The sequence below is a fragment of the Qipengyuania marincola genome, from assembly GCF_029688625.1.
In the GTDB taxonomy this organism is placed as follows: domain Bacteria; phylum Pseudomonadota; class Alphaproteobacteria; order Sphingomonadales; family Sphingomonadaceae; genus Qipengyuania.
Genome location: NZ_JARULC010000002.1, coordinates 77,536 through 96,988, shown reverse-complemented (window position 1 = coordinate 96,988; position 19,453 = coordinate 77,536). Strand labels below are relative to the sequence as shown.

Below are 19,453 nucleotides of genomic sequence, written 5' to 3'. Positions count from 1 at the left end.
TTTACGGAGGCGGTACGATCCCATCTTCGTGTGCAGGCGTAACGCAGCACCCCTGCGCTGGTTCCCGCAGAATCGGGAATGGAACGATTTTGGGGGCGCGACATAGTTATACCACGCATGACCAACCGTATTGAGGGGCGAGCGCTGCTAGTCGAGGATTTCGAAGGCAAAGGCAAACGCCGGCGATTGCTGGCCGAATACCCGCGCGCGGTGCCGATCCTGATCTTCCTGCTGGTGATCGCGATCACGCTGGTCAGCCTGTTCGCGATCGAACGCGGGGAGGCCCAGCGCGAGGAAGCCGACGTCAATCGTCGTGCACAGGCCATGGCTTCCGCGATCGAGCGCCGGGCCTTTACCAGCACGTCCTATCTGCGGGCGGGGTCGGCACTGCTGAGCACGCAGGACGAGATAACCAGTGGACTGTTCCGCCGCTTTGTCGACGAGTTGCGCCTCGATTCGAATTATCGGGGCGCGGAAGGAATTGGATGGGCTCCGGTAGTGACCTCTCCTATGGTGCCGGAGTTCGAAGACCGCCTGTCGGAAGGGCGGGTATCGCGCGTGCGCGTCACGCCTTCGCTGGAGGAGCGGCCGAGGCCGCTGCTCGTGCCCATCCTATTCCTGCGTCCGGACACGATCCGCAATCGCCGCGCGCTCGGCTTCGACATGTATTCCGAGCCGGTTCGTCGCGCCGCCATGGATGCCGCGAGGCTTGAGGAACGTCCCACGGCCAGCGGTCCGGTCACGCTGGCACAGGAAGGTGGTGGCAGCGAACCCGGTTTCCTCATCTTCATGCCCGTCTTCCGTCAGTCGGACATGGGGCGGGAACTTCTGGGCTTTATCTATAGCCCGTTCAATGCCCCCCAGTTTCTCGAATCCGCCGCAGAGCTGGTCACTTACGAGGGTTTCTCGGCCAGGCTCTACGATGTCGACGGGGGTGAGCGGGAGCTCCTGGCGGAATTGCCCGGATGGAAAGGCTCAACGACCCGCGTCGAACGCGAACTCGATATCGCGGGGCGGCGCATGCAACTGATCGTCGAATCCGCGCGGACAGATGCCTTGTCGACCATGGCGATGATCACCTTGCTGTTCGGCCTTGCGGTTGCCAGCCTGCTGATGCTGATCGCGCGGCTGCTGGCGCAGCAGGCGGTCGAGGACAGTCGCTCGCTCGACTGGTTCGCACAGCAGAATTCGATCCGCGATTCGCTCACCCGCGAACTCAATCACCGGGTGAAGAATACGCTCGCCAACGTCCTGTCGATCGTTTCGCTGACCCGACGCCGGGCGACGGACCTCGACGATTTCGCAGAAGGGATCGATGGCCGGATACGCGCGCTGTCTGCAACACACGACCTGTTGACCAAGTCGGAATGGGGCACGACGCCGATCCGCTCCGTGGCCGAAGTCGAACTCGCACCTTATTCGCGCACGGCCGAACACGAGGTGGTGCTCGACGGGCCGGACGTCGACCTCGCGCCCAACGATGCTCTGAGCTTCGGCCTAGCCCTGCACGAACTGGCGACGAACGCTGCGAAATACGGTGCGCTCAGCGTCGAAGGGGGGCGGGTCGAGATACACTGGTCGAACATCAACGAACGGCTGGCCAAGGTGGAATGGACCGAGCGTGGCGGGCCCTTGGTCCGCCAGCCGAGCCGCCGCGGCTTCGGCACCGAACTGATCGAGAAGATCGTCGCCCACGAATTGCGGCACCCGGTCGAGCTGGAGTTCGACGAGCGCGGTGTGCGTTGCACCCTGCTGGTACCGGTCCGCCAACCGAGCGAATTCGCCTTGCGCGCCCCGCAGGACACGTCCGGCGAAAGCTGACGCGCCACGAAAAAGGCCCGCCGTTTCCGGCGGGCCTCTACTTCGCATCATGTTTGCCGAGATCAGCCGAGCGGGCGGCTGGAGCCGAAGAAGAGCGCTTGGCTGATTGCCGCACGGACCGTCTGTTCCTGAAACGGCTTGGTGACCAGATAGGTCGGCTCCGGGCGGTCGCCGGTCAGCAGTCGTTCGGGATAGGCCGTGATGAAGATCACCGGCACGCTGCTGATGGCAAGGATATCGTCCACGGCATCGAGGCCCGAGGACCCGTCAGCCAGCTGGATGTCCGCCAGGACGAGGCCCGGCGTCTTGTCCGCGACGACTTCCTGTGCCTGCGTCCTCGTGGCGGCGGTACCGCAGATCTCGTGGCCGAGCGAGGTCACCAGATCCTCGAGCTGCATCGAGATCAGCGGCTCGTCCTCGATGATGAGCACGCTGGTCGACGATTCCTTGTCGATTTCGCTCACCGCTTCCTGGACCAGGCGCTCGATATCGGAAGGTTCCATCTCCATGACGTCGGCTGCCTGCTCGACGGAGAAGTCCTCCAGCGTCGTCAGGAGAAGCGCCTGGCGATTGAGCGGCGTGATCGACTTAAGGCGATCCTGCGCCGCGCCCTCGTGGCTATCGGCGCCGACTGGTTCGGAAATATCCATGTAAGCGCTCGACCAGACCTTGTTGAAGGCACGGTAGAGCGGGACACGGCCGCCTTCGAGCGAGGCTTTCAGGCCATCATCGGCCAGAGCGGCTTCAAGCGTTGCGCGAACGAAAGCATCGCCCGTGGCCTGCGAGCCGGTGAGCGCACGCGCATAGCGGCGCAAATACGGAAGGTTGCGGGCAATTTGATCACCAAGCGACATAAGACCCCTTTTGGTTAAGTGCGCGCATGGAACGCCTTCAATGGACGAAGGTTCCTGTTAGAATGGGCGGGCCGCGATGGTGCCAACGGTTTCATCGCGTGGCTTTTTTGCCGTCGGGTCGCGGCGTCGAGGGGGAGGAGCGAAAATGCGTGAGATTGCCGAGCCATATGAGTGCGAGGGATGCCCGCTTCAGACCTGCCGCGGTCTTCGGCCCCTGTCGCCGCACCAGCTTGGCTACATGGCGAGCTTCAAGGATTGCGAGATTGCGGTCGACGATGGCGAGGCGCTGGTCATCCAAGGCGAGCAGAGCAAGCGGCTTTACACGATTCTTGAAGGGGTAATGATTCGGTTCCGTACGCTGGACGACGGGCGGCGCCAGATCGTGAATTTCATGTTTCCCGGCGATCTCACCGGTTTGCAGGGTGCTTTCGACGAACCGGCGGGTCACTCGATCGAAGCCCTTGTCGGCACGCGGCTATGCGTCTTCAAGCGTGACGACTTTACCGATCTTCTCACGCAGCATCCCCGACTGGGCTACGACATCACCTGGCTGGCGGCGAAGGAGGAGCGGTTGCTCGAGGAGCACATCGTCGCGCTTGGACAACGAAGCGCGCGAGAGCGGGTTACTTATCTTGCCGTCTGGCTGCTCGACCGTGCACTCCAGACCGGGCTCGCAGCCCGCGACAATGTCCTGCATCTGGCGATCAGGCAGAACCAGATTGCCGACATGCTGGGTCTGTCGCTGGTGCATACCAACCGGACGATCCGCCAGCTCGAGCGCGAAGGCCTGGTGATCTGGAAGTCGCGCGAAATCTGCGTTCCCGACCTCGACGCTGCAGCCGATGTCGCCCAATACAATCGCGAGGAAAACAGCCTGCGACCGTTCATTTGACGGTCGTTCAGAAGACTTTGGGCAGCCCGCGAAAATTTTTCATTTTTCAGGGAACCCCATTTCAGGACGACCATTTAGTCTATGTCACCGCCGAGACCCCCCTCCCGTCCAAGCGGCTGGTGATACGATCCCGAAAGGCCTTCACCGGAAAAATCCGGTGAAGGCCTTTTTTCTTGGTCGGCACTCTCAAGCTTATAATGCCGTGAAGCTTGCCGTGCGAAGCGGGCAAAATCGACTATTTCGAGATCTGGAGGGGTGGAACCGCCCGGCCAGTCAGCCGAGCTTGCCACGCAGGCGTGAAATCAGGCCGCGGCGCTTGGGCTCGCGCAGGATGTCGACCAGCGTGTCCGTATCATAGGGCTTGGCGAGAACGCAGCCCATTTCGGCGATGTCTTCGGGAATGTCCTGCGGCATGCCGGTGGAGAACACGATGCGCGGACTGTCGGGGCCGAGTGTCCTGACAATTTCCGCGATCGCCCATCCATCGTCGCGATCTGCCAGATGCACGTCTAGCACGATCGCATCGGGTCGCTCGCGTCGCAATGCCGCGAGCGCCGCTTCGGTCGATGCGCAAATCTCGACATCCCGGACGCCCGCATCCTCCAGCGCCTGTTCCAGCGACAGGCCCAGCACGGCATCGTCTTCCACGATCAGCACGCGCTTGGGCAGCGCGGCTGTGGCCGGTTTCGTTCGAGCGGAAGTGTTTGCCATAGACCGATAAAGTGCTTGTCAGGCCCAGTGCCTGTCTCGACCAACGGCACATCGCCGCATTCCGTTCCGGGCCGAATGCAAACGGCCACGCAGCGTGGCCCCGGTGCAACTATCGCGATCAGAGTCGCTTGCGATAGATCGCGTATTCGCGATTGACCGAGCTCTCGATGGCGTCGGCGATGGCCTTCATTCCCTGGTTGTCGTCCAGGATCCAGCCGATCTCGGCGCGCTGCGCGCCATATCGGCTCGCGGCATTGTCGCGAATATTGCTGATCATCATGAAGGCCAGCTGGCTTGCCAGCCGCGAATTGTGCAATTCGCGCAGCACACCCATCAGGGGCACGCGCATGTCGGCCGCGGTCGGCTTGCGCAGCCAGCGGAGCAGGCGAAACCATCCGAAGGGGAAGAGCTTTCCGTCGATGTCCTTGAGCACGCGATTGACGTCCGGAAAGGTCAGCATGAAGGCGACCGGACGACCGTCGAGCTCGGCGATCATGTTGATATCCTCGCGGATGATCGGCTTCAGCTTCTTGCCGGCATAGGCGATCTCGTCGGGCGTGAAGGGCACGAAACCCCAGTTTTTCGACCAGGCGTCATTGAGGATGGCCAGCACGATCTCGACTTCCTGCGCCCATCGCGACTTGTCGACCGGGCGGATGCGGATGCGATCGTTGCGCTCTCCCGACTGTACGATCCGCCGCACGAGGGGAGGGAAGTCCTGCGTCACATCGAGATCGTAGGTCAGGAGCGTTTTCGCGCGGTCATAGCCCGCCGCCTCGATCCAGTGCGCATAGTCGGCCGGATGGTGACCCATCATGATCATGGGTGAATGGTCCTGGCCACTGACCAGCAGGCCGGGCTCTTCCCAGACGGACATGGATATGGGGCCAAGCGCCCGGGTCATTCCCTGTTCGCGCAGCCATTCCTCGGCCCTGGCGAGCAGAGCCTTCGCCACGCCTTCGTCCTCCGCATCGAAATAGCCGAACATGCCCGTGCCGGGACCCATTCCCTGTTCGGCGGGAAGCTCGAGCGCGAGGCGATCGATATGCGCCGAAATCCGCCCGACATCGCGACTATCGCGCCGGGCGATGAAGAACTGGTGGCTGGCATGACCGAAGAACGGGTTCTTGTCCGGGTCCACGAGTTCCAGTTGTTCGGACCGCAGCTGCGGCACGGAATGCTGCTCGCGCGCGGCGAACGACCTGCCGAGGTCGACAAAGCGCGCGCGCCCCTTCTTGCCCCCAATCTCTTCGATCACTATCTGGCCCGACGACACGAGCTTGCCTCCCGTTCAGCGTGGGTTAGCCCGTTGTGTGCTTGATGATCTTTGTCAAGGAAACAGCCTGCAATCGGTGCTTGGTCGATCACGATGATCGCAAGCCTGTGCTGTATTCCCCCGCCCTTTTGCGATAGGGGCCTTTCAGGAAATTCGGAGCCATGACCGCACACCAGACCATTCCCTCTGCCGATCTCGTCGCGCGCCGCAATGCCGGCGCGGGCTGGCACGCGCAGATGCCGGATGACAAGGCGATGCTGCGTGCCGCGCGCGACCTCACCAAGGACATCGCCGAGGCGCGGGCCGCAATCTACTGGCCCGACTTGATCGTTTCTGCCGTGCTGGGCTATGCCGCGCTTGCCGGGGCGATACTCGTGGACAGCGTGGGTCCGGCCGTGGTGCTGGGCATCGTTTCGGCCCTGTCGCTCTATCGCGCGCTGCTTTTCATTCACGAGATTTCGCACCTGCATCGCGATGCATTGCCCGGGTTTCGCTCGGCATGGAATGTGCTCGTGGGAATTCCGCTGCTGACCCCGTCCTTCATGTATGAGGGCGTGCACACGCTGCACCACAAGCGCACGCAGTATGGCACGGTGGAAGATCCCGAATACCTGCCGCTCGCCCTGATGAAGCCGTGGAGCCTGCCGCTGTTCGTGGCTGTCGCGCTGCTTGCACCGGTCGCACTGCTGTTCCGCTTCGCGGTGCTCGTGCCGCTGGGTGCGATCCTGCCGCCGATCCGGCAATTGACGTGGCAGCGCTTTTCCGCGCTGGCGATCAATCCCGAGTTCCGTCGCCGCCCACCCGAAGGAACGCTGAAGAAGCGTGTCTTCTGGCAGGAATTTGGCGGGTTCGCATGGTCCTGGCTGCTGATCGGCAGCATCTTTGCGCTTGGCTGGCGCCCGATCCTGATAGCTCTCGCGATCGTCTCGGTGACTGCGACGCTCAACCAGCTGCGCACGCTGGTCGCGCATCTGTGGGAGAACGAGGGCGAGGCGATGACCGTCACCGCCCAGTTTCTCGACAGCGTCAACGTGCCGCCGCCGGGCCTGGTGGCGGAAATCTGGGCGCCGGTGGGGTTGCGCTATCATGCGCTGCACCATCTGATGCCCTCGATGCCCTATCATTCGCTGCCCGAGGCGCATCGTCGGCTGGTGCGCGAACTGGGGGACGGTTCGACCTATCACGGGGCGAACCACAAGGGCATGGCAGTGCTGGTTTTGCGGATCGCGCGCAGCACCATGGGGCGCCGCGCCGCTTAGCCTACTGCCCGGCGTCGGCCGCCGTATCATCCATGCTTTCGGGCAACTGGGCATCGCCTGCATATTGCTCGTCGACCTGCTCGTCCGCGCCGCCTTCGATGCTGTCGTTGTCGGGTACCGAGGCCAGCCCCTCGCCGCCTTCGGGCACCGGAGCAGGCAATTGCTCTTCATAGCTGGTGTCGGGTTCGGGCTGCTCCGAACCGCAGGCGGCCAGCGCGAAGGCCGGGAGAATGGCTACGAATGCGGTGGTAATCTTCATGGGTAACTCCAACGACTGTCGCTGACATGACGTTCGATCGGCACAGCCGTTCCGCACTTCCGTGCGCAGCGCTCAGGTGAGGAAGCGGATCATCGCGCAACGGCGTTCGCGCGGGAGGCCCAGCGCCACCGCCTTTTCCAGCGATTGCGCAAGATGCGGGCGGCCTTCGAAATCCTGCAGCTCCACGAAGCCGTGACGGGCATAGAAGGGCGCATTCCACGGAATGTCGATATAGGTGTTGAGCGTGATGGCCCGCATGCCCGAGTTGCGGCCATCGATCGCCAGCGCCTCCAGCAGCGTCGCCCCTACGCCGATGCGCTGGTGGCTGCGGGCCACGCTCAACTCGGCAAGGTGCAATTCGCGCCGGAGCGGGGCGGCCGCGGCAAAGCCGATAACCCGCTCGCCCTCATAGGCGGTCAGACAATGGCCCCTGCGGATGAGACTACGGTAATGGGCCGCGTCTTCGGTCGGCGGGACGGGGATGCCGACCAGCGAAGGATCTTCGCGAAGCAGCCCGGCCGCATCCTCCTCGACCTCGGAGTAAGCCTCGGCGTCGTCCGGCCGCGCGAGCCGAATATGCCAGCCGCTCATTCCTCTGTCCGGATCAGCACGGTCTCGCCGATCAGGACGAACAGCAGGAAGGGCGCCCACGCCGCAAGGAAGGGCGGGTAGCCACCGAAACTGCCCATGGCGAGCGCGGCATTGTCGACCACGAAATAGGCAAAGCCCAAGGCCATGCCGATGATCGCGCGCACGAACAGCTGGCCCGATCGCGCCAGGCCGAAGGCTGCCACCGCGCCCAGCAGCGGCATCAGGAAGGCGGACAGTGGCCCGGCGATCTTGTGCCACCATTTGGCGCGCAGTTCCGCCGTGCGGCGTCCGGCCGCTTCGTATGCGTCGATCGAACCGGAAAGCTCCCAGAAGGGCTGGGTTTCCGGATCGACTTTCGCAAGGTCGATCTGGGAGGGCGTCAATCCTTCACCGACGATCGGCGCCTCTGGCGTATCGCTGACCGCATTCTGCACCATGAAGCGTTCCGCGCCTTCGAGGCGCCAGCCTGGCGCGGCATAGGTCGCGCGATCGGCGTTGATCTGTTCGAGGATCGTCCCCTCGGCATTGCGCGCGTACCAGGTTACGTCGCGCATCACGATATTCTCGCCGGTCCCGGTCAGGTTCGCGGCGTTGAGCACGCCTGCCCCATCGCTCAGATAGATATTCGCGCGAACGTCGGATTCCTCCGGGATCGCTCCGTACTCGACTGCCTCCCAGGCCTTGAGCGTTGCCGTCGACCGGGTGGTGATGCGCTCGTTGAAGGCAAAGCTCAGCAGCGAGACGATCCCTGCCGTCAGCAGGAGCGGGGCGAGCACCTGGTGGGCCGACAGCCCGGCCGCCTTCATCGCGATGACCTCGCTATTCTGGTTCAGCGTCACCAGGGTGATGAGCGTCGCCAGAAGCACCGAATAGGGCAGGAAGCTCTGGATCAGCTGGGGTATGCGCAAGCCCGCATAAGTCAGCAATTCGCCCTGGCCATTGCCCTCCACCGCCAGGATCTTGCCGCTGTTGGACAAGAGGTCGAGCATCATCAGAACCAGCACGAGCATGAACAGCATCGCGAGTATCCGCACGACGAAGAGCTTCGCCAGATAGACGGTCAGCGTCTTCGAGGGAAAGAAATCGAGTTGCATCGGGGCCTTATTCCGCCGGTGCCGCGACCAGACCGGTGCGCGCAGGCCGCCGTCGGAACAGCTTGCGCAAACGCTTGGACAATTTCGCGAACCACACTTCCAGCGCGCCGATGGCCTGACCACCCGGCACGAAGGCAACGCGGTAGTACATCCAGCCGATCAGCGCGGCGAAAATAAGGAAGGGGCCCCATAGGGCGATGATGGGATCGACCCGGCCAAGCGCGGCCACGTCCTCTCCATACTGGTTCACCTTGTGATAGCTCACCACCATGATGATCGACAGGAAGACGCCCAGCGCGCTGGTCGATCGCTTTGGCGGAATGCCGAGAGCCACCGCTAGCAGCGGCAGCATGGCCATCATGACCACCTCGACCAGCCGGAAGTTGAAGCTCGCCTGGCTCGCATCGCGCTTGGCCTCGGTCGTGCCCTGGTTCCAGCCGATACGGAGCAATTCTGGCAGGATATATTCGCGCTCGGCATCGCCGCGGTCGCGAAACGCCTCGATCGCGGGCAGGTCGATCGGCAGGTCGTGGCGGGTGAAGGTGAGGACGCGCGGCGTCTGCTCGCCGGTGTCCTGCACGATTGTACCGTCGGTCAGGCGCAGGATGATCGTATCGGGATCGTCGGTCGTCGCCAGGAAAGCGCCCTGCTTGGCGGAGATCGACAGCACCTGGCCCTTGCTGTCCGACACGCGCGCGAAAATGCCGTGCAATTCGCGCCCGTCCTCCTCGCTGCGCTCGATACGCAGCGCCATGCGATCGGCCAGCGTGGTGAATTCGCCGACCTTGATCGACGCCCCGAGCGCCCCAGACCGCAGATCATATTCCAGCTGTTCGTAATAATAGCGGCTGATCGGCTGGATGTAGAACACCAGCGCCACATTCACCGCCATCAGGATCGCGGTCAGCAGATAGGGAACGCGCAGCAGTCGGCCGTAGCCCAGCCCCACCGCGCGGAACACGTCGAGCTCGCTGGTGGTCGCCAGCTTGCGGAACGCCAGCAGCACGCCGAGCAGGAGGCCGAGCGGTATGGCAAGGCTGGCATATTCCGGCACCAGCGCGGCGAGCATCTTGAACACCACGCCCACCGGCCCGCCTTCGACAGAAACGAACTCGAACAGCCGCCCCATCTTCTCCAGCGTTAGCAGCGACGCCGCGACGAAGAACACGCCGAACATGGGCACGATGACGAGCCGGAGGATGTAGCGGTCAATGGCGGGGATGAAATTCAGCACGTCGGCACCGGCAGTGAAGCTGTCGGCATGGCCCTAGCGTGAATTGTCGGCAAGGTCATGCCCCAATGCTGATGATGCGGCTTACCAGAAGCGGCTGCCGGGAATGCCCTTGAACGGACCAGCCTCGCGGCTCGTGATCCAGCCGCCGTAAAATCCGCCCGGTTGCGGGACAACCTGCTCGCCATCGACCAGCACCTCGTCGAAGGGCTCGGGGTAGAAAGCGATATGGCCAGCGATCCCGGCAAAGGACGCTGTCGGTTCGGGATAGGACCAGCCGGCCGCCTCGATCCGCTCGCCGCCGATCTCGACATCCCAGTATCGTGCCTGGCCCTTCCATTCGCAAAGCGATCGGCGGGGGTTCGGCGAGAGGTGATCCATCGCGACGTCGGATTGCGGGATGTAATAGGTCGGCGGGTGACTGGTCTCGAGCGTGCGCCACGCATTGCGTGTATCAACCAGGGTCATGCCGCGGTGGCGGATAACGATATGGCGGTCGGTGCGTTCGGCGATCGCCGGCCGGGGATAGTCCCAGACGCTCTCCTGCCCCGGTGAGGGCGGATCAGGGTCAGGATGGCCTGGGAGGGCTATCGTGTCATGCCTTTTCGAGCGTGCATTGCAGCGGGTGCTGGTTCTGGCGAGCGAAATCCATCACCTGGTTCACCTTGGTCTCGGCCACTTCGTAGGGGAAGATGCCGCATACGCCGACGCCCTTTTGGTGGACGTGCAGCATCACGCGGGTCGCCTCTTCCATATCCATTCGGAAGAAGCGCTTGAGCACGATTACGACGAATTCCATAGGCGTGTAATCGTCGTTCAGGAGCAGCACCTTATACTGGCTGGGCTTCTTCGGCTTGGTCCGCGTCTTGGTGGCGATGCCGACCTGGCCTTCGCCATCGCGCGCGTCATCGTCGCCTTCGGCGGCGCGGACGCTGGAGGGGGTGAAGCACTCGATCATTGCAGGCCCATTATCGTAACGCATTGCAAAATCGCAAGGCGGCTCGGCGCTCTTAGGCCGTTTGCAGGTTAAGAAAGCGCAGAAACGGCGCGAGTTCCGGACGAAAAAATGGGCCGGCTGGCGCAATGCCAACCGGCCCGGGTTGTCCAATCGCCGGGCGAGGGAGAGAGGAGAGAGTGCCCGGCGGATTGAAGCTGGTGTGTGTCGCTTAGGCGGCCTTGCGGACCTTTTCGGCGGCGAGGCTCATGCGGTTCGAAACCGGAGCGAAAGCTTCGTTGGCGAGCTTGAGCATGGCTTCGGTGTTCTTCGAAGTGGTCTTGACCATCGCGTCGAAGTTGCGACGGGCGATTTCGCCCTGCAGCTGGAAGAGCTCGGTCGGCGACTTGACGGCGGCGAACTTCTTGACGTCGGCCTGGACGGTCTCGGCAGCGGTCTTGGCTTCCTCGACATAGGTGCGGCCCATGTCCTGCATGCCCGAAGCGAGGATCTTGCCGCTTTCCACAAGAGCTTCGAAATTGCCCTTCTGGAACTCGACGGCGTCCTTGGTCAGCTCGGTGCCCTTGTCGTAGGCGGCCTTGGCGCGGGTCTGCATGTCGGCAGCAACTTCCTTGGCCTTGGCAGTGTAGTCGGTGGTCTTGGCGTTCTTGGCAGTGGCCATGATATTTTCCTTCAGCTTGGAAATCGGGGTGGTCTTGGTGGTGGCCGCCTTCTTGGGGGCGGCCGCAGTCTTTTTCGCGGCGACCGGCTTCTTGGCCGGAGCCTTTTTCTTGGCGACGGTCTTGGCAGCAGCCTTCTTCGGCTTGGCCTTTTTCGGCGCAGCCTTCTTGGCAGCGACCTTCTTGGCCGGGGCCTTTTTCGAAGCGGCCTCGGTGGCAGGCGCGGCAACGGCCTCGGCAACCTTGTCGGTCTTCACCGGGGCAGTCCTATCCGCTTCGACAGCCTCCTCTACAGCCTTCGCGCTTACGCCAGCCTTGGCGGCCTCGGCGGTCTTCTTTTCCGCGGCCTCGGCAAAAGCCTTCTCGGCGGCCGCATCGATTTTGCTTTGGCTGTCAGCCATGGGAACCTCGCTTTTGTTGCAGTGCACAAAATAGAGATTGCAGGTGCGAAGTCAAGCACTTTTTGTGCAGTGCACAATAAAGCGCGATGAATTGTTATTTCAATAGGTTAACGCGTGGCGACGTAGCGTCCCGGTGCATCCTCGATCACCTTGTCGCCATTTCCGCCCGGCTTGCGCTTGCCCTTTGCGGGCACCGTTTCGGCGTCCTGAGCGCGCAACCAGTCGATCCAGTCTGGCCACCAGCTGCCGGGGTGTTCGACCGCCCCTTCTCGGAATTCCGCCAGCGAGCGCGGATCGCCGTCATTGAGCCAATACTGGTATTTGCCCGCGTCCGGAGGATTGACGACGCCCGCGATGTGGCCCGAACCGGCGAGCACGAATTTGATCGGCCCCCGGAAATGTTCGCGGATCTTCCATACGCTTTCGGCCGGCGCGATATGGTCTTCCTTGCCGGCCTGGACGTAGGCAGGCGTTTCGACAAGGCCCAGATCGATCGGCGTATTGTCGACGCTCAGCGCATCGGCTTCGACCAGCCGGTTGTCCTTGTAGAGATCACGCAGATACTGCTGGTGCCACTTGGCCGGCAGGTTGGTGACGTCGCCGTTCCAGTGCAGCAGGTCGAAGGCCGGATAGTCTTCGCCCAGCAGGTAGTTGTTGACGACATAATTCCAGATCAGGTCGGTGCCGCGCAGCAGATTGAACGTCGCAGCCATGTAGCGCCCGTCGAGATAGCCGTCCGCGCTCATCGCCTTGACCATACCCAGCTGCTGTTCGTCGACGAAGTTGAGCAATTCGCCCGCCTTCTCGAAATCGACCTGCGCGGTGAAGAAGGTTGCGCTCTTCACCTTGTCCTGTTCGCCCCGGCGGTGGAGCAGGGCCAGCGTTGCCGCAAGGGTCGTGCCGGCCACGCAATAGCCGATCGTGTGCACGCTGGGCACGTCCAGCCGAGCGCGGATATGATCTATGGCGTCGATCTGGGCGCGGACGTAGTCGTCCCAGACCACGTCCTTCATGCTGGCATCGGCCGATTTCCAGCTGACCATGAAGACGGTCACGCCCTGGTCGACCGCCCATTTGACGAAGCTCTTCTTCGCATTGAGGTCGAGGATGTAGAAGCGGTTGATCCACGGCGGGAAGATCACCAGCGGCGTCGCCAGCACCTCTTCGGTGGAGGGCGAATACTGGATCAACTGGTAGAGCGGCGTCTCGTGCACGACCTTGCCGGGCGTCACCGCGATATTCTCGCCAAGGGTGAAGGCGCTGGCGTCGGTGTGGGAAAGTTGCCCCCGCCTGAGGTCCGCCAGAAGGTGCTCCATACCCTTCACCAGATTGTCGCCGCGCGTTTCCAGCGTGCGCTCCATCACGACGGGGTTGAGCAGCGGAAAATTCGCCGGGCTCGCCGCCTCGGTGATGGCCTTGGTGGTAAAGCGCAGCTGCTCGCGCTTGTCTTCGCTCAGCCCCTCCATCTGGTCGACCATATCGGCGACGCGCTGGGCCAGGAACAGATATGTCTGGTGGATCAGCGCGAAGGCAGGATGGGCGCGCCATTTGGGATCGGAGAAGCGCCGGTCTTTGATGGGCATTTCGGGATCGTCCGCGGGCACGCCTGCCATCTCGCCCAGGCCGTATTGCCCCAGCACCTGCTGCCACAGCTGCATGCCGTCCTGCATCAGCTGCTGCTGCTGGGCGGGGTCAGCCAGCGGCATCTGGCGGAACCAGTCCTGCGCCAGCCGCTGCCAGCGCGTGGGATCGAAATAGGGTGCCATGGCCTGCGGATTGGCGAGCTGTTCGGCCTGATACTGCAACCACATGGTCTGCAGCTTCGCGCCGACCTCGGCCCAATGCTGCGCGTCTTCCGGCTTCATCGGCGTGTCGCCCGTCATGCCGCCCGCCATCGTCTCCTGCAGCGGCGCGAACATCGCGCGCGCGAGCTTGGTCGGTGCTTCGTAGAGGTTGGTGAAGGGATCGGGTCCGTCGTCGTTCATCGTGGTTCCTCGGGTCAGGCAAGCACGGGTTTGCCGCCTGTTAGGATAATCCGCCGCGCCATGCACGCGAGGCGTTTGCGCCCGTCGCATGAATAGGTAATCAGTATCACGAAACAACGCCCGAAAGGCCCCGAATGTCCGAAGAATTCTACCGCATCAAGCGCATGCCCCCCTATGTCATCGCGGAAGTGAACGCGATGCGGCATGCGGCGCGGCAGGCTGGGCGCGACATCATCGACCTGGGCATGGGCAATCCCGACCAGCCGCCGCCTCAGCATGTGATCGACAAACTGTGCGAGGTCGCGGCCAAGCCCACCGCGCATGGCTATTCGCAGTCCAAGGGCATTCCCGGCCTGCGCCGCGCCCAGGCGAATTATTACCAGCGGCGCTTCGGAGTCGAGCTCGACCCGGCAACCGAGGTGGTGGTGACGATGGGCTCGAAAGAGGGGCTGTCCTCCATGGCCACCGCGATCAGCGCGCCGGGTGACGTGATCCTCGCGCCGAGCCCGGCCTATCCGATCCACACCTATGGCTTCATGATCGCCGGAGCCACGATCCGCAGCGTGCCGACCACGCCGGACGAGAATTACTGGAAGGCGCTCGACAATGCGATGGCCTATACCGTGCCGCGCCCGACCGTGCTCGTGGTCAATTATCCCAGCAATCCGACCGCCGAGACCGTCGACCTCGCCTTCTACGAGCGGCTGGTGGAATGGGCGCGCGACAACAGCGTCTGGGTCCTGTCCGACCTCGCCTATTCGGAGCTCTACTACGACGGCAAGCCGACCCGCTCGATTCTCGAAGTGCCTGGGGCGAAGGACGTTGCGGTCGAATTTACATCCATGTCGAAAACCTTTTCCATGGCCGGCTGGCGGATCGGTTTTTGCGTCGGCAACCAGCAATTGATCGCCGCGCTGACGCGGGTGAAGAGCTATCTCGACTATGGCGCCTTCACTCCGATCCAGGCCGCCGCCTGCGCCGCGCTGAACGGGCCGCAGGATGTGGTCGAGCAGAACCGCCTGCGCTACCAGCAGCGGCGCGACGTGATGGTCGAAAGCTTTACCCGCGCAGGCTGGCCGATTCCCAATCCGCCCGCCAGCATGTTCACCTGGGCCAAGCTGCCGCCGGGTTTCGAGCACATGGGCAGCCTCGAATTCTCCAAGCAATTGCTGCAGCATGCCGAAGTCGCAGTCGCCGCCGGGGTGGGCTTCGGCGAGGAGGGCGAGGGCTATGTCCGCATCGCCATGGTCGAGAACGAGCAGCGCATCCGCCAGGCTGCGCGCAACATCAAGAAATTCCTCGCCGAGCATCGGGCCGACCAACCCGCCTGACTTGCTCGCCGCAGGGCAGTTTCCGAGTGCGAGTTCCGCATGGTTCCCGAGCCGAGGGGTAGGGTTTCGCCGCAATTTTGCGATTGCAGCTAGCCAGCTAAGAGGCAGGCGTGAGCCTCCCCTCCTTCATCTGGCTGTCGCGGGCGTGCCGTCCGCCTGCGCGCTGGGACCTGCGCCTGCTCGCCTGGACGCGCGCGCCCGCCGCGGGTTGCCGGTCGGTGGATGGCGGCGTCCCCTGCGTGCTCGATTGGCGCGCCGGCGAGCGCCCCCGCGACTGGGGCGAAATTCGCCATCCCGCAACCGTCGTCGTCGTCGGCGCGGACGATGCCCGCGATCGCACGCGATTGCTCGATGCCGGGTTCGGCGATGCGGTCGGCATGAATATCGCGCTGGTCGAACTCGCCTCGCGCCTCATTCGCCTCAAGGCCTTCGCCCGCAGCATGCCGCGCGAACGGCGGGCGGGACCGCTGGTGCTCGACCTGTTCTATCGCGACGCGCGGGCGGGGGACCGCTGGCTGGGCCTTCACCCGCGCGAATTCGCCCTGCTCTGGCGCCTCGCCGAAACCCCCTTCGCCCGGCTGTCGCGCCGCGAATTGCTGGCCGACGTGTGGCGGATGGAGCATGTTCCCGAAACCAATTCGCTCGAGGTCCACGTCTCGCGCCTGCGCGCCAAGCTGGCGATCTCGCACTGCGCCTGGCTGGTCCGCACGCACCCCGACGGCGGGTACCAGCTGGGCAGACCGCAAGCCGTCCGTGCGGCCGGATCGACGCGGTCGGACGGTGCGATGCTGGACAGAAGGGTTGCAATCGGCAACGGTGTCGACGCGCAAGAGCTGAGAGGATCCAAGCATGCAGCCGAATGACCGCATTTCCATCGATCTGGGCAGCGATGGCGTTGCGCAGGTGCGCTTCACGCGCGGCGACAAGATGAACGCGCTCGACCCCGCGCAATTCGAAGCCATCATCGAGGCGGGCGAGGCGGTCCGCAGCATGGAGGGCCTGCGTGCAGTCGTCCTCTCGGGCGAAGGCCGCGCCTTTTGCGCCGGGCTCGACACCAACAGCTTCGGCGGCGATCCGACCGGCTCGGGCAGCCTGGCGGAGCGCACCCACGGCAATGCCAATCGCGCGCAGGAAGTCGCGATGACCTGGCGCAAGTGCCCCGTGCCGGTGATCGCCGCGGTCCACGGCGTGTGTTTCGGCGGCGGCCTGCAGATCGCCAGCGGCGCGGACATCCGCGTGGTCCATCCCGCCACGCGCATGGCGGTGATGGAGATGAAATGGGGCCTCGTGCCCGACATGGGCGGCTATGCCCTGTGGCGCGGGCTGGTGCGCGACGACGTGCTGCGCGAACTCACCTACACCAATCGCGAATTCACCGGTGCCGAGGCAAAAGAGCTGGGCCTCGCCACCGAGGTCTGTGACGATCCGCTCGCCCGCGCGACCGAGCTCGCCACCGTGATCGCGAACAAAAACCCCGAGGCCATCCGCGGCGCCAAGCGCCTGTTCAAGGTAATGCACGAGGAGGGCGAGGACGGAATCCTCCTCGCCGAAAGCCGCGAGCAGGACGGGATCATCCGCAAGCCGAACCAGATCGAAGCGGTGATGGCGGAGATGCAGAAAAGGGCGCCTAAGTTTGCGTAGCTCGCCAGGCGGCTGACAACTTGCGATAGCGGTCTTCAGGCGAACCTGCTAGTTCGACCGAAATTGCATTCTAGGGACGCATAGCAAATGCTCGGTTCGGTTTTTGCAGCGGCACTGACGGTCGCCGCACCTGCGACAGATTCTCGAATCGACGAGGAGCTGATGCGAGCATACCTCGCTGCGATCCTTGCCCGGGACACGGCCTATCTCAAGGCGAATTCTCATTCCCAGGTGCAGTACGACCCCGAATTCCGAGCCAGGCAAACACCGAGCAACCTCGAAGACAGTGTCGAGGAAATTTTCGAGAAAACCAGGGATTGCGACGTGGGGGCGCTCATGCGCAACCGGGGATCGCAAAGCTACACCGTCAACTGGTGGTGCAGCTATTACGACGAGCCTGCTGGGGCACCATTCGAAGGGGGAGGCGCCACGCTACATGTGCGCGACGGTCTGATCGAAATCGGCAATTTCAACTGGTCGGGCCCATACCCTGCATGGGCGCCGAGGCGTGTCGGTCAATAAACTGGCGAGAGAAGTGCCCGTGCCGGCGAGCCGGAAATATTGCGGGGCTGCGCGGTGAGCGAGGCCGGCGCGGCAAGGCGCCTGTTCATCGCGTCTCCCACCCATCTGCGAAACCCGTCCGATTTCGAGCTGTTCGAGGAGGACAGGCTGCGACGCGAGGCCGATCGGTCGGGCATGGTCGGACACAGGCAGACCGGCAATCATTTCGAAACGCAGTTCGGCCTGCCCCGATATGCGGAAACGCCGCGCGTGCGGATTGCGCTGCGCAACAAGCCGCTGGATTTCTATGGCTTCGACCGCTGGGTTCTATCGGACCGGGCGCGGCAGCTCTTGCATGGCATGGATCCAGCCGCCTTCGACTTCGTGGAATGCGATACGTCGGGCCCGGCGAAGTACGAGGTCGGAACATACTGGCTCGGCAAAGTGAAACGGGTGGTGACCGATTTCGATCGGGATACTTCCGTTTTCGAACTGGCCGGGCGATTTTACGATCCGTCCCTGAAGCAGGAGGTTTACAGCCACAGGATCAGGACGCTCAATCGCCTGACGCTGCTTCCCGGTGCCGAAGATGCGCTGGCCTTCTATCTGCTCGACTACACGCCCTATCCAATCTTCGACGGACGGCTGGTGGATGCGATCTGGGCGGCGAAGCTCACCGGATTGATGTTCTCGCCGCTGCACCGGCCGCAGAAGGGCGATGTCAAAGAGAAGTACATCCAGACCTATCAATATTGGAAAGAGCAGGGCGCGCTTTGACCGGTCCCATTCCCCGGCAGAATGGTCTGCGTTTGATGGTGATCAGGTCGGCATGGCTTCTCGCTGCCGCGATCCTGCTGTTTGTCGCGGGGCGCCTAGTTCTCGATTACCTGCCGCGGTTCGGGCTGCCGCCTTGCGAGAAAGCCGACTGGCTATTCCATGCGCTCCGTGGCGTCGTCGGCGTGCTGATCGTCATCGGTATCGGGGCGCAGCTCCGATTGCAGCGCGATCCCGACTTGCGCAGCCTGACGCTCGCACTGGTCGTGCCGCTTGCGACCCTTGGCGTCCAGGAAGCATCCAACCGGCATGAAACGCGCGAGCAAGATCGATGCAAAGGGCGAACCCTGGCGCAGGCGATGCGGATCTGTCGGGCCAATCCTGCGCACTTTCGCCTCGGGGAAAGCGATTATGGAACGCGCGTTCTTTCGCTCGTGCCCCCGGGTACCACGGGCGCTGCCTGGAATTGTCTCCAGAACTGGGCCACCTACCGGGACGACATCTCACTCGTGGTCGACGAGGCGGTGTACGGCGCGCGCGAAAACTGAATTGCGCTCGGCAAGGCAGGAACCCCTTTCCTACTCACACCGAATTTGCCTTAACCTCGCGGATGACGAAACATCCGCACCCCTCCTCGTTCGCGCTTGACGGCGATCCCGCTGCCGATGCGCTCCCCGCAACCATCGAACAGGCATCTGAGGCCCCAACCGACGCGGCTCGCCACGATGGCTGGACGCCCGCGCGGCAGGCCGCGTTCCTGCGCGAGCTTGGCGCCACCCACAATGTCTCTGCCGCTGCGCGGGCGGTGGGGATGGGGCGCCAATCGGCCTACAAGCTGCGCGCGCGGCCGCGCGGCACGCCGTTCGACAAGGCCTGGGAGGCGGCCTTCGCCACGCGCTTCGATGTGCTGGCAGAGGCGGCGCTGGACCGCGCGCTCAACGGCGTCGAGGCCCCGCATTTTTAAAATGGCGAGCTGGTCGGCGCCTCGCGCAAATACGACGAGCGGCTGACGCTGGCGATGCTCGCCTTGCGCCACAGCCTCGTGCGCAGACCAGCTTACTCGAGCGACCCCGCGACTGCCTACGCGCCAGAGGATTTGGCCGCGCTGGCCGACCGGGGTGAGCAGGGACCGCAGGACTGGCGGCCGAGTGTTGAGTCCGAACACAGGGCGCGCACGAAGACCAAGGCGGGGAAGAACCGCTAGCGGGGGGGCACGAT

At 63.6% G+C, this 19,453-nt stretch carries 21 protein-coding genes; 10 read left to right on the top strand and 11 right to left on the bottom strand.

Translation table 11 applies throughout. The annotated features are described in order from the left end of the window. Positions 1-117: 117 nt before the first annotated feature. Positions 118-1,821 (top strand): CHASE domain-containing protein, encoded by a 1,704-nt coding sequence (locus P8Q88_RS05630; protein WP_278322869.1) that lies wholly within the window; start codon positions 118-120, stop codon positions 1,819-1,821. A gap of 62 nt (positions 1,822-1,883) precedes the next feature. On the opposite strand, the gene P8Q88_RS05625 is transcribed toward P8Q88_RS05630, so the two are convergent. After that, the gene (locus P8Q88_RS05625; protein ID WP_278322868.1) at positions 1,884-2,675 is read right to left on the bottom strand and encodes a response regulator; all 792 of its coding nucleotides are present in this window, start codon (positions 2,673-2,675) and stop codon (positions 1,884-1,886) included. Between the two features lie 145 nt (positions 2,676-2,820). Here P8Q88_RS05625 and P8Q88_RS05620 point away from each other — a divergent pair, with 145 nt between their 5' ends. Further along, positions 2,821-3,567 (top strand): Crp/Fnr family transcriptional regulator, encoded by a 747-nt coding sequence (locus P8Q88_RS05620; protein ID WP_278322867.1) that lies wholly within the window; start codon positions 2,821-2,823, stop codon positions 3,565-3,567. Between the two features lie 273 nt (positions 3,568-3,840). Here the strand turns inward: P8Q88_RS05620 and P8Q88_RS05615 are convergent, their stop codons facing one another. After that, positions 3,841-4,278 carry a response regulator gene (locus P8Q88_RS05615; protein ID WP_278322866.1) on the bottom strand — a complete coding sequence of 146 codons (438 nt, stop codon included), beginning with the start codon at positions 4,276-4,278 and terminating at the stop codon, positions 3,841-3,843. Between the two features lie 118 nt (positions 4,279-4,396). Then, a complete protein-coding gene (locus tag P8Q88_RS05610; RefSeq protein ID WP_278322865.1) occupies positions 4,397-5,536 on the bottom strand; it encodes an N-acetyltransferase in 1,140 nt (379 codons plus the stop codon). Positions 5,537-5,715: 179 nt separating this feature from the next. Here P8Q88_RS05610 and P8Q88_RS05605 point away from each other — a divergent pair, with 179 nt between their 5' ends. After that, positions 5,716-6,813 carry a fatty acid desaturase family protein gene (locus P8Q88_RS05605; protein WP_278322864.1) on the top strand — a complete coding sequence of 366 codons (1,098 nt, stop codon included), beginning with the start codon at positions 5,716-5,718 and terminating at the stop codon, positions 6,811-6,813. 1 nt (position 6,814) lies between these two features. Here P8Q88_RS05605 and P8Q88_RS05600 read toward each other — a convergent pair whose 3' ends face one another. From P8Q88_RS05600 to P8Q88_RS05565, 8 genes are all read right to left on the bottom strand, one after another. Beyond that, positions 6,815-7,072, bottom strand: coding sequence for a hypothetical protein (locus P8Q88_RS05600; protein ID WP_278322863.1), 258 nt, complete (start codon positions 7,070-7,072; stop codon positions 6,815-6,817). A 72-nt stretch (positions 7,073-7,144) separates the two neighbouring features. Continuing rightward, positions 7,145-7,663 carry a GNAT family N-acetyltransferase gene (locus tag P8Q88_RS05595; RefSeq protein ID WP_278322862.1) on the bottom strand — a complete coding sequence of 173 codons (519 nt, stop codon included), beginning with the start codon at positions 7,661-7,663 and terminating at the stop codon, positions 7,145-7,147. Continuing rightward, positions 7,660-8,757: an LPS export ABC transporter permease LptG gene (gene lptG / locus P8Q88_RS05590; RefSeq protein ID WP_278322861.1), complete on the bottom strand. Its 1,098-nt coding sequence runs from the start codon at positions 8,755-8,757 to the stop codon at positions 7,660-7,662. Before lptG ends, P8Q88_RS05595 begins: the two co-directional genes overlap by 4 nt. A gap of 7 nt (positions 8,758-8,764) precedes the next feature. Then, entirely contained in the window at positions 8,765-9,991 is a 1,227-nt protein-coding gene (locus P8Q88_RS05585; protein ID WP_278322860.1) for an LptF/LptG family permease, read from the bottom strand. 81 nt (positions 9,992-10,072) lie between these two features. Further along, positions 10,073-10,579: a DUF427 domain-containing protein gene (locus P8Q88_RS05580; RefSeq protein WP_278323630.1), complete on the bottom strand. Its 507-nt coding sequence runs from the start codon at positions 10,577-10,579 to the stop codon at positions 10,073-10,075. 4 nt (positions 10,580-10,583) lie between these two features. Then, positions 10,584-10,946 carry an ATP-dependent Clp protease adapter ClpS gene (clpS, locus tag P8Q88_RS05575; RefSeq protein ID WP_278323629.1) on the bottom strand — a complete coding sequence of 121 codons (363 nt, stop codon included), beginning with the start codon at positions 10,944-10,946 and terminating at the stop codon, positions 10,584-10,586. Between the two features lie 208 nt (positions 10,947-11,154). Next, the gene (locus P8Q88_RS05570; RefSeq protein WP_278322859.1) at positions 11,155-12,003 is read right to left on the bottom strand and encodes a phasin family protein; all 849 of its coding nucleotides are present in this window, start codon (positions 12,001-12,003) and stop codon (positions 11,155-11,157) included. A gap of 107 nt (positions 12,004-12,110) precedes the next feature. Beyond that, positions 12,111-13,988: a PHA/PHB synthase family protein gene (locus P8Q88_RS05565; RefSeq protein ID WP_278322858.1), complete on the bottom strand. Its 1,878-nt coding sequence runs from the start codon at positions 13,986-13,988 to the stop codon at positions 12,111-12,113. Positions 13,989-14,122: 134 nt separating this feature from the next. Here P8Q88_RS05565 and P8Q88_RS05560 point away from each other — a divergent pair, with 134 nt between their 5' ends. The 7 genes from P8Q88_RS05560 (at position 14,123) to P8Q88_RS05530 (ending at position 19,199) form a co-directional block, all read left to right on the top strand. Continuing rightward, positions 14,123-15,319 carry an LL-diaminopimelate aminotransferase gene (locus P8Q88_RS05560; protein ID WP_278322857.1) on the top strand — a complete coding sequence of 399 codons (1,197 nt, stop codon included), beginning with the start codon at positions 14,123-14,125 and terminating at the stop codon, positions 15,317-15,319. Between the two features lie 110 nt (positions 15,320-15,429). Beyond that, entirely contained in the window at positions 15,430-16,182 is a 753-nt protein-coding gene (locus P8Q88_RS05555; RefSeq protein WP_278322856.1) for a winged helix-turn-helix domain-containing protein, read from the top strand. Then, entirely contained in the window at positions 16,169-16,960 is a 792-nt protein-coding gene (locus P8Q88_RS05550; RefSeq protein ID WP_278322855.1) for a crotonase/enoyl-CoA hydratase family protein, read from the top strand. The genes P8Q88_RS05555 and P8Q88_RS05550 overlap by 14 nt, the downstream gene beginning before the upstream one ends. A 162-nt stretch (positions 16,961-17,122) precedes the next feature. After that, complete coding sequence (locus P8Q88_RS05545) at positions 17,123-17,482, top strand: hypothetical protein (protein ID WP_278322854.1); 360 nt, start codon at positions 17,123-17,125, stop codon at positions 17,480-17,482. Between the two features lie 54 nt (positions 17,483-17,536). Then, entirely contained in the window at positions 17,537-18,238 is a 702-nt protein-coding gene (locus P8Q88_RS05540) for an imm11 family protein (protein ID WP_278322853.1), read from the top strand. A 35-nt stretch (positions 18,239-18,273) separates the two neighbouring features. Next, entirely contained in the window at positions 18,274-18,783 is a 510-nt protein-coding gene (locus P8Q88_RS05535; RefSeq protein WP_278322852.1) for a hypothetical protein, read from the top strand. A gap of 62 nt (positions 18,784-18,845) precedes the next feature. Further along, a complete protein-coding gene (locus P8Q88_RS05530; protein ID WP_278322851.1) occupies positions 18,846-19,199 on the top strand; it encodes a hypothetical protein in 354 nt (117 codons plus the stop codon). Positions 19,200-19,453: the final 254 nt, after the last annotated feature.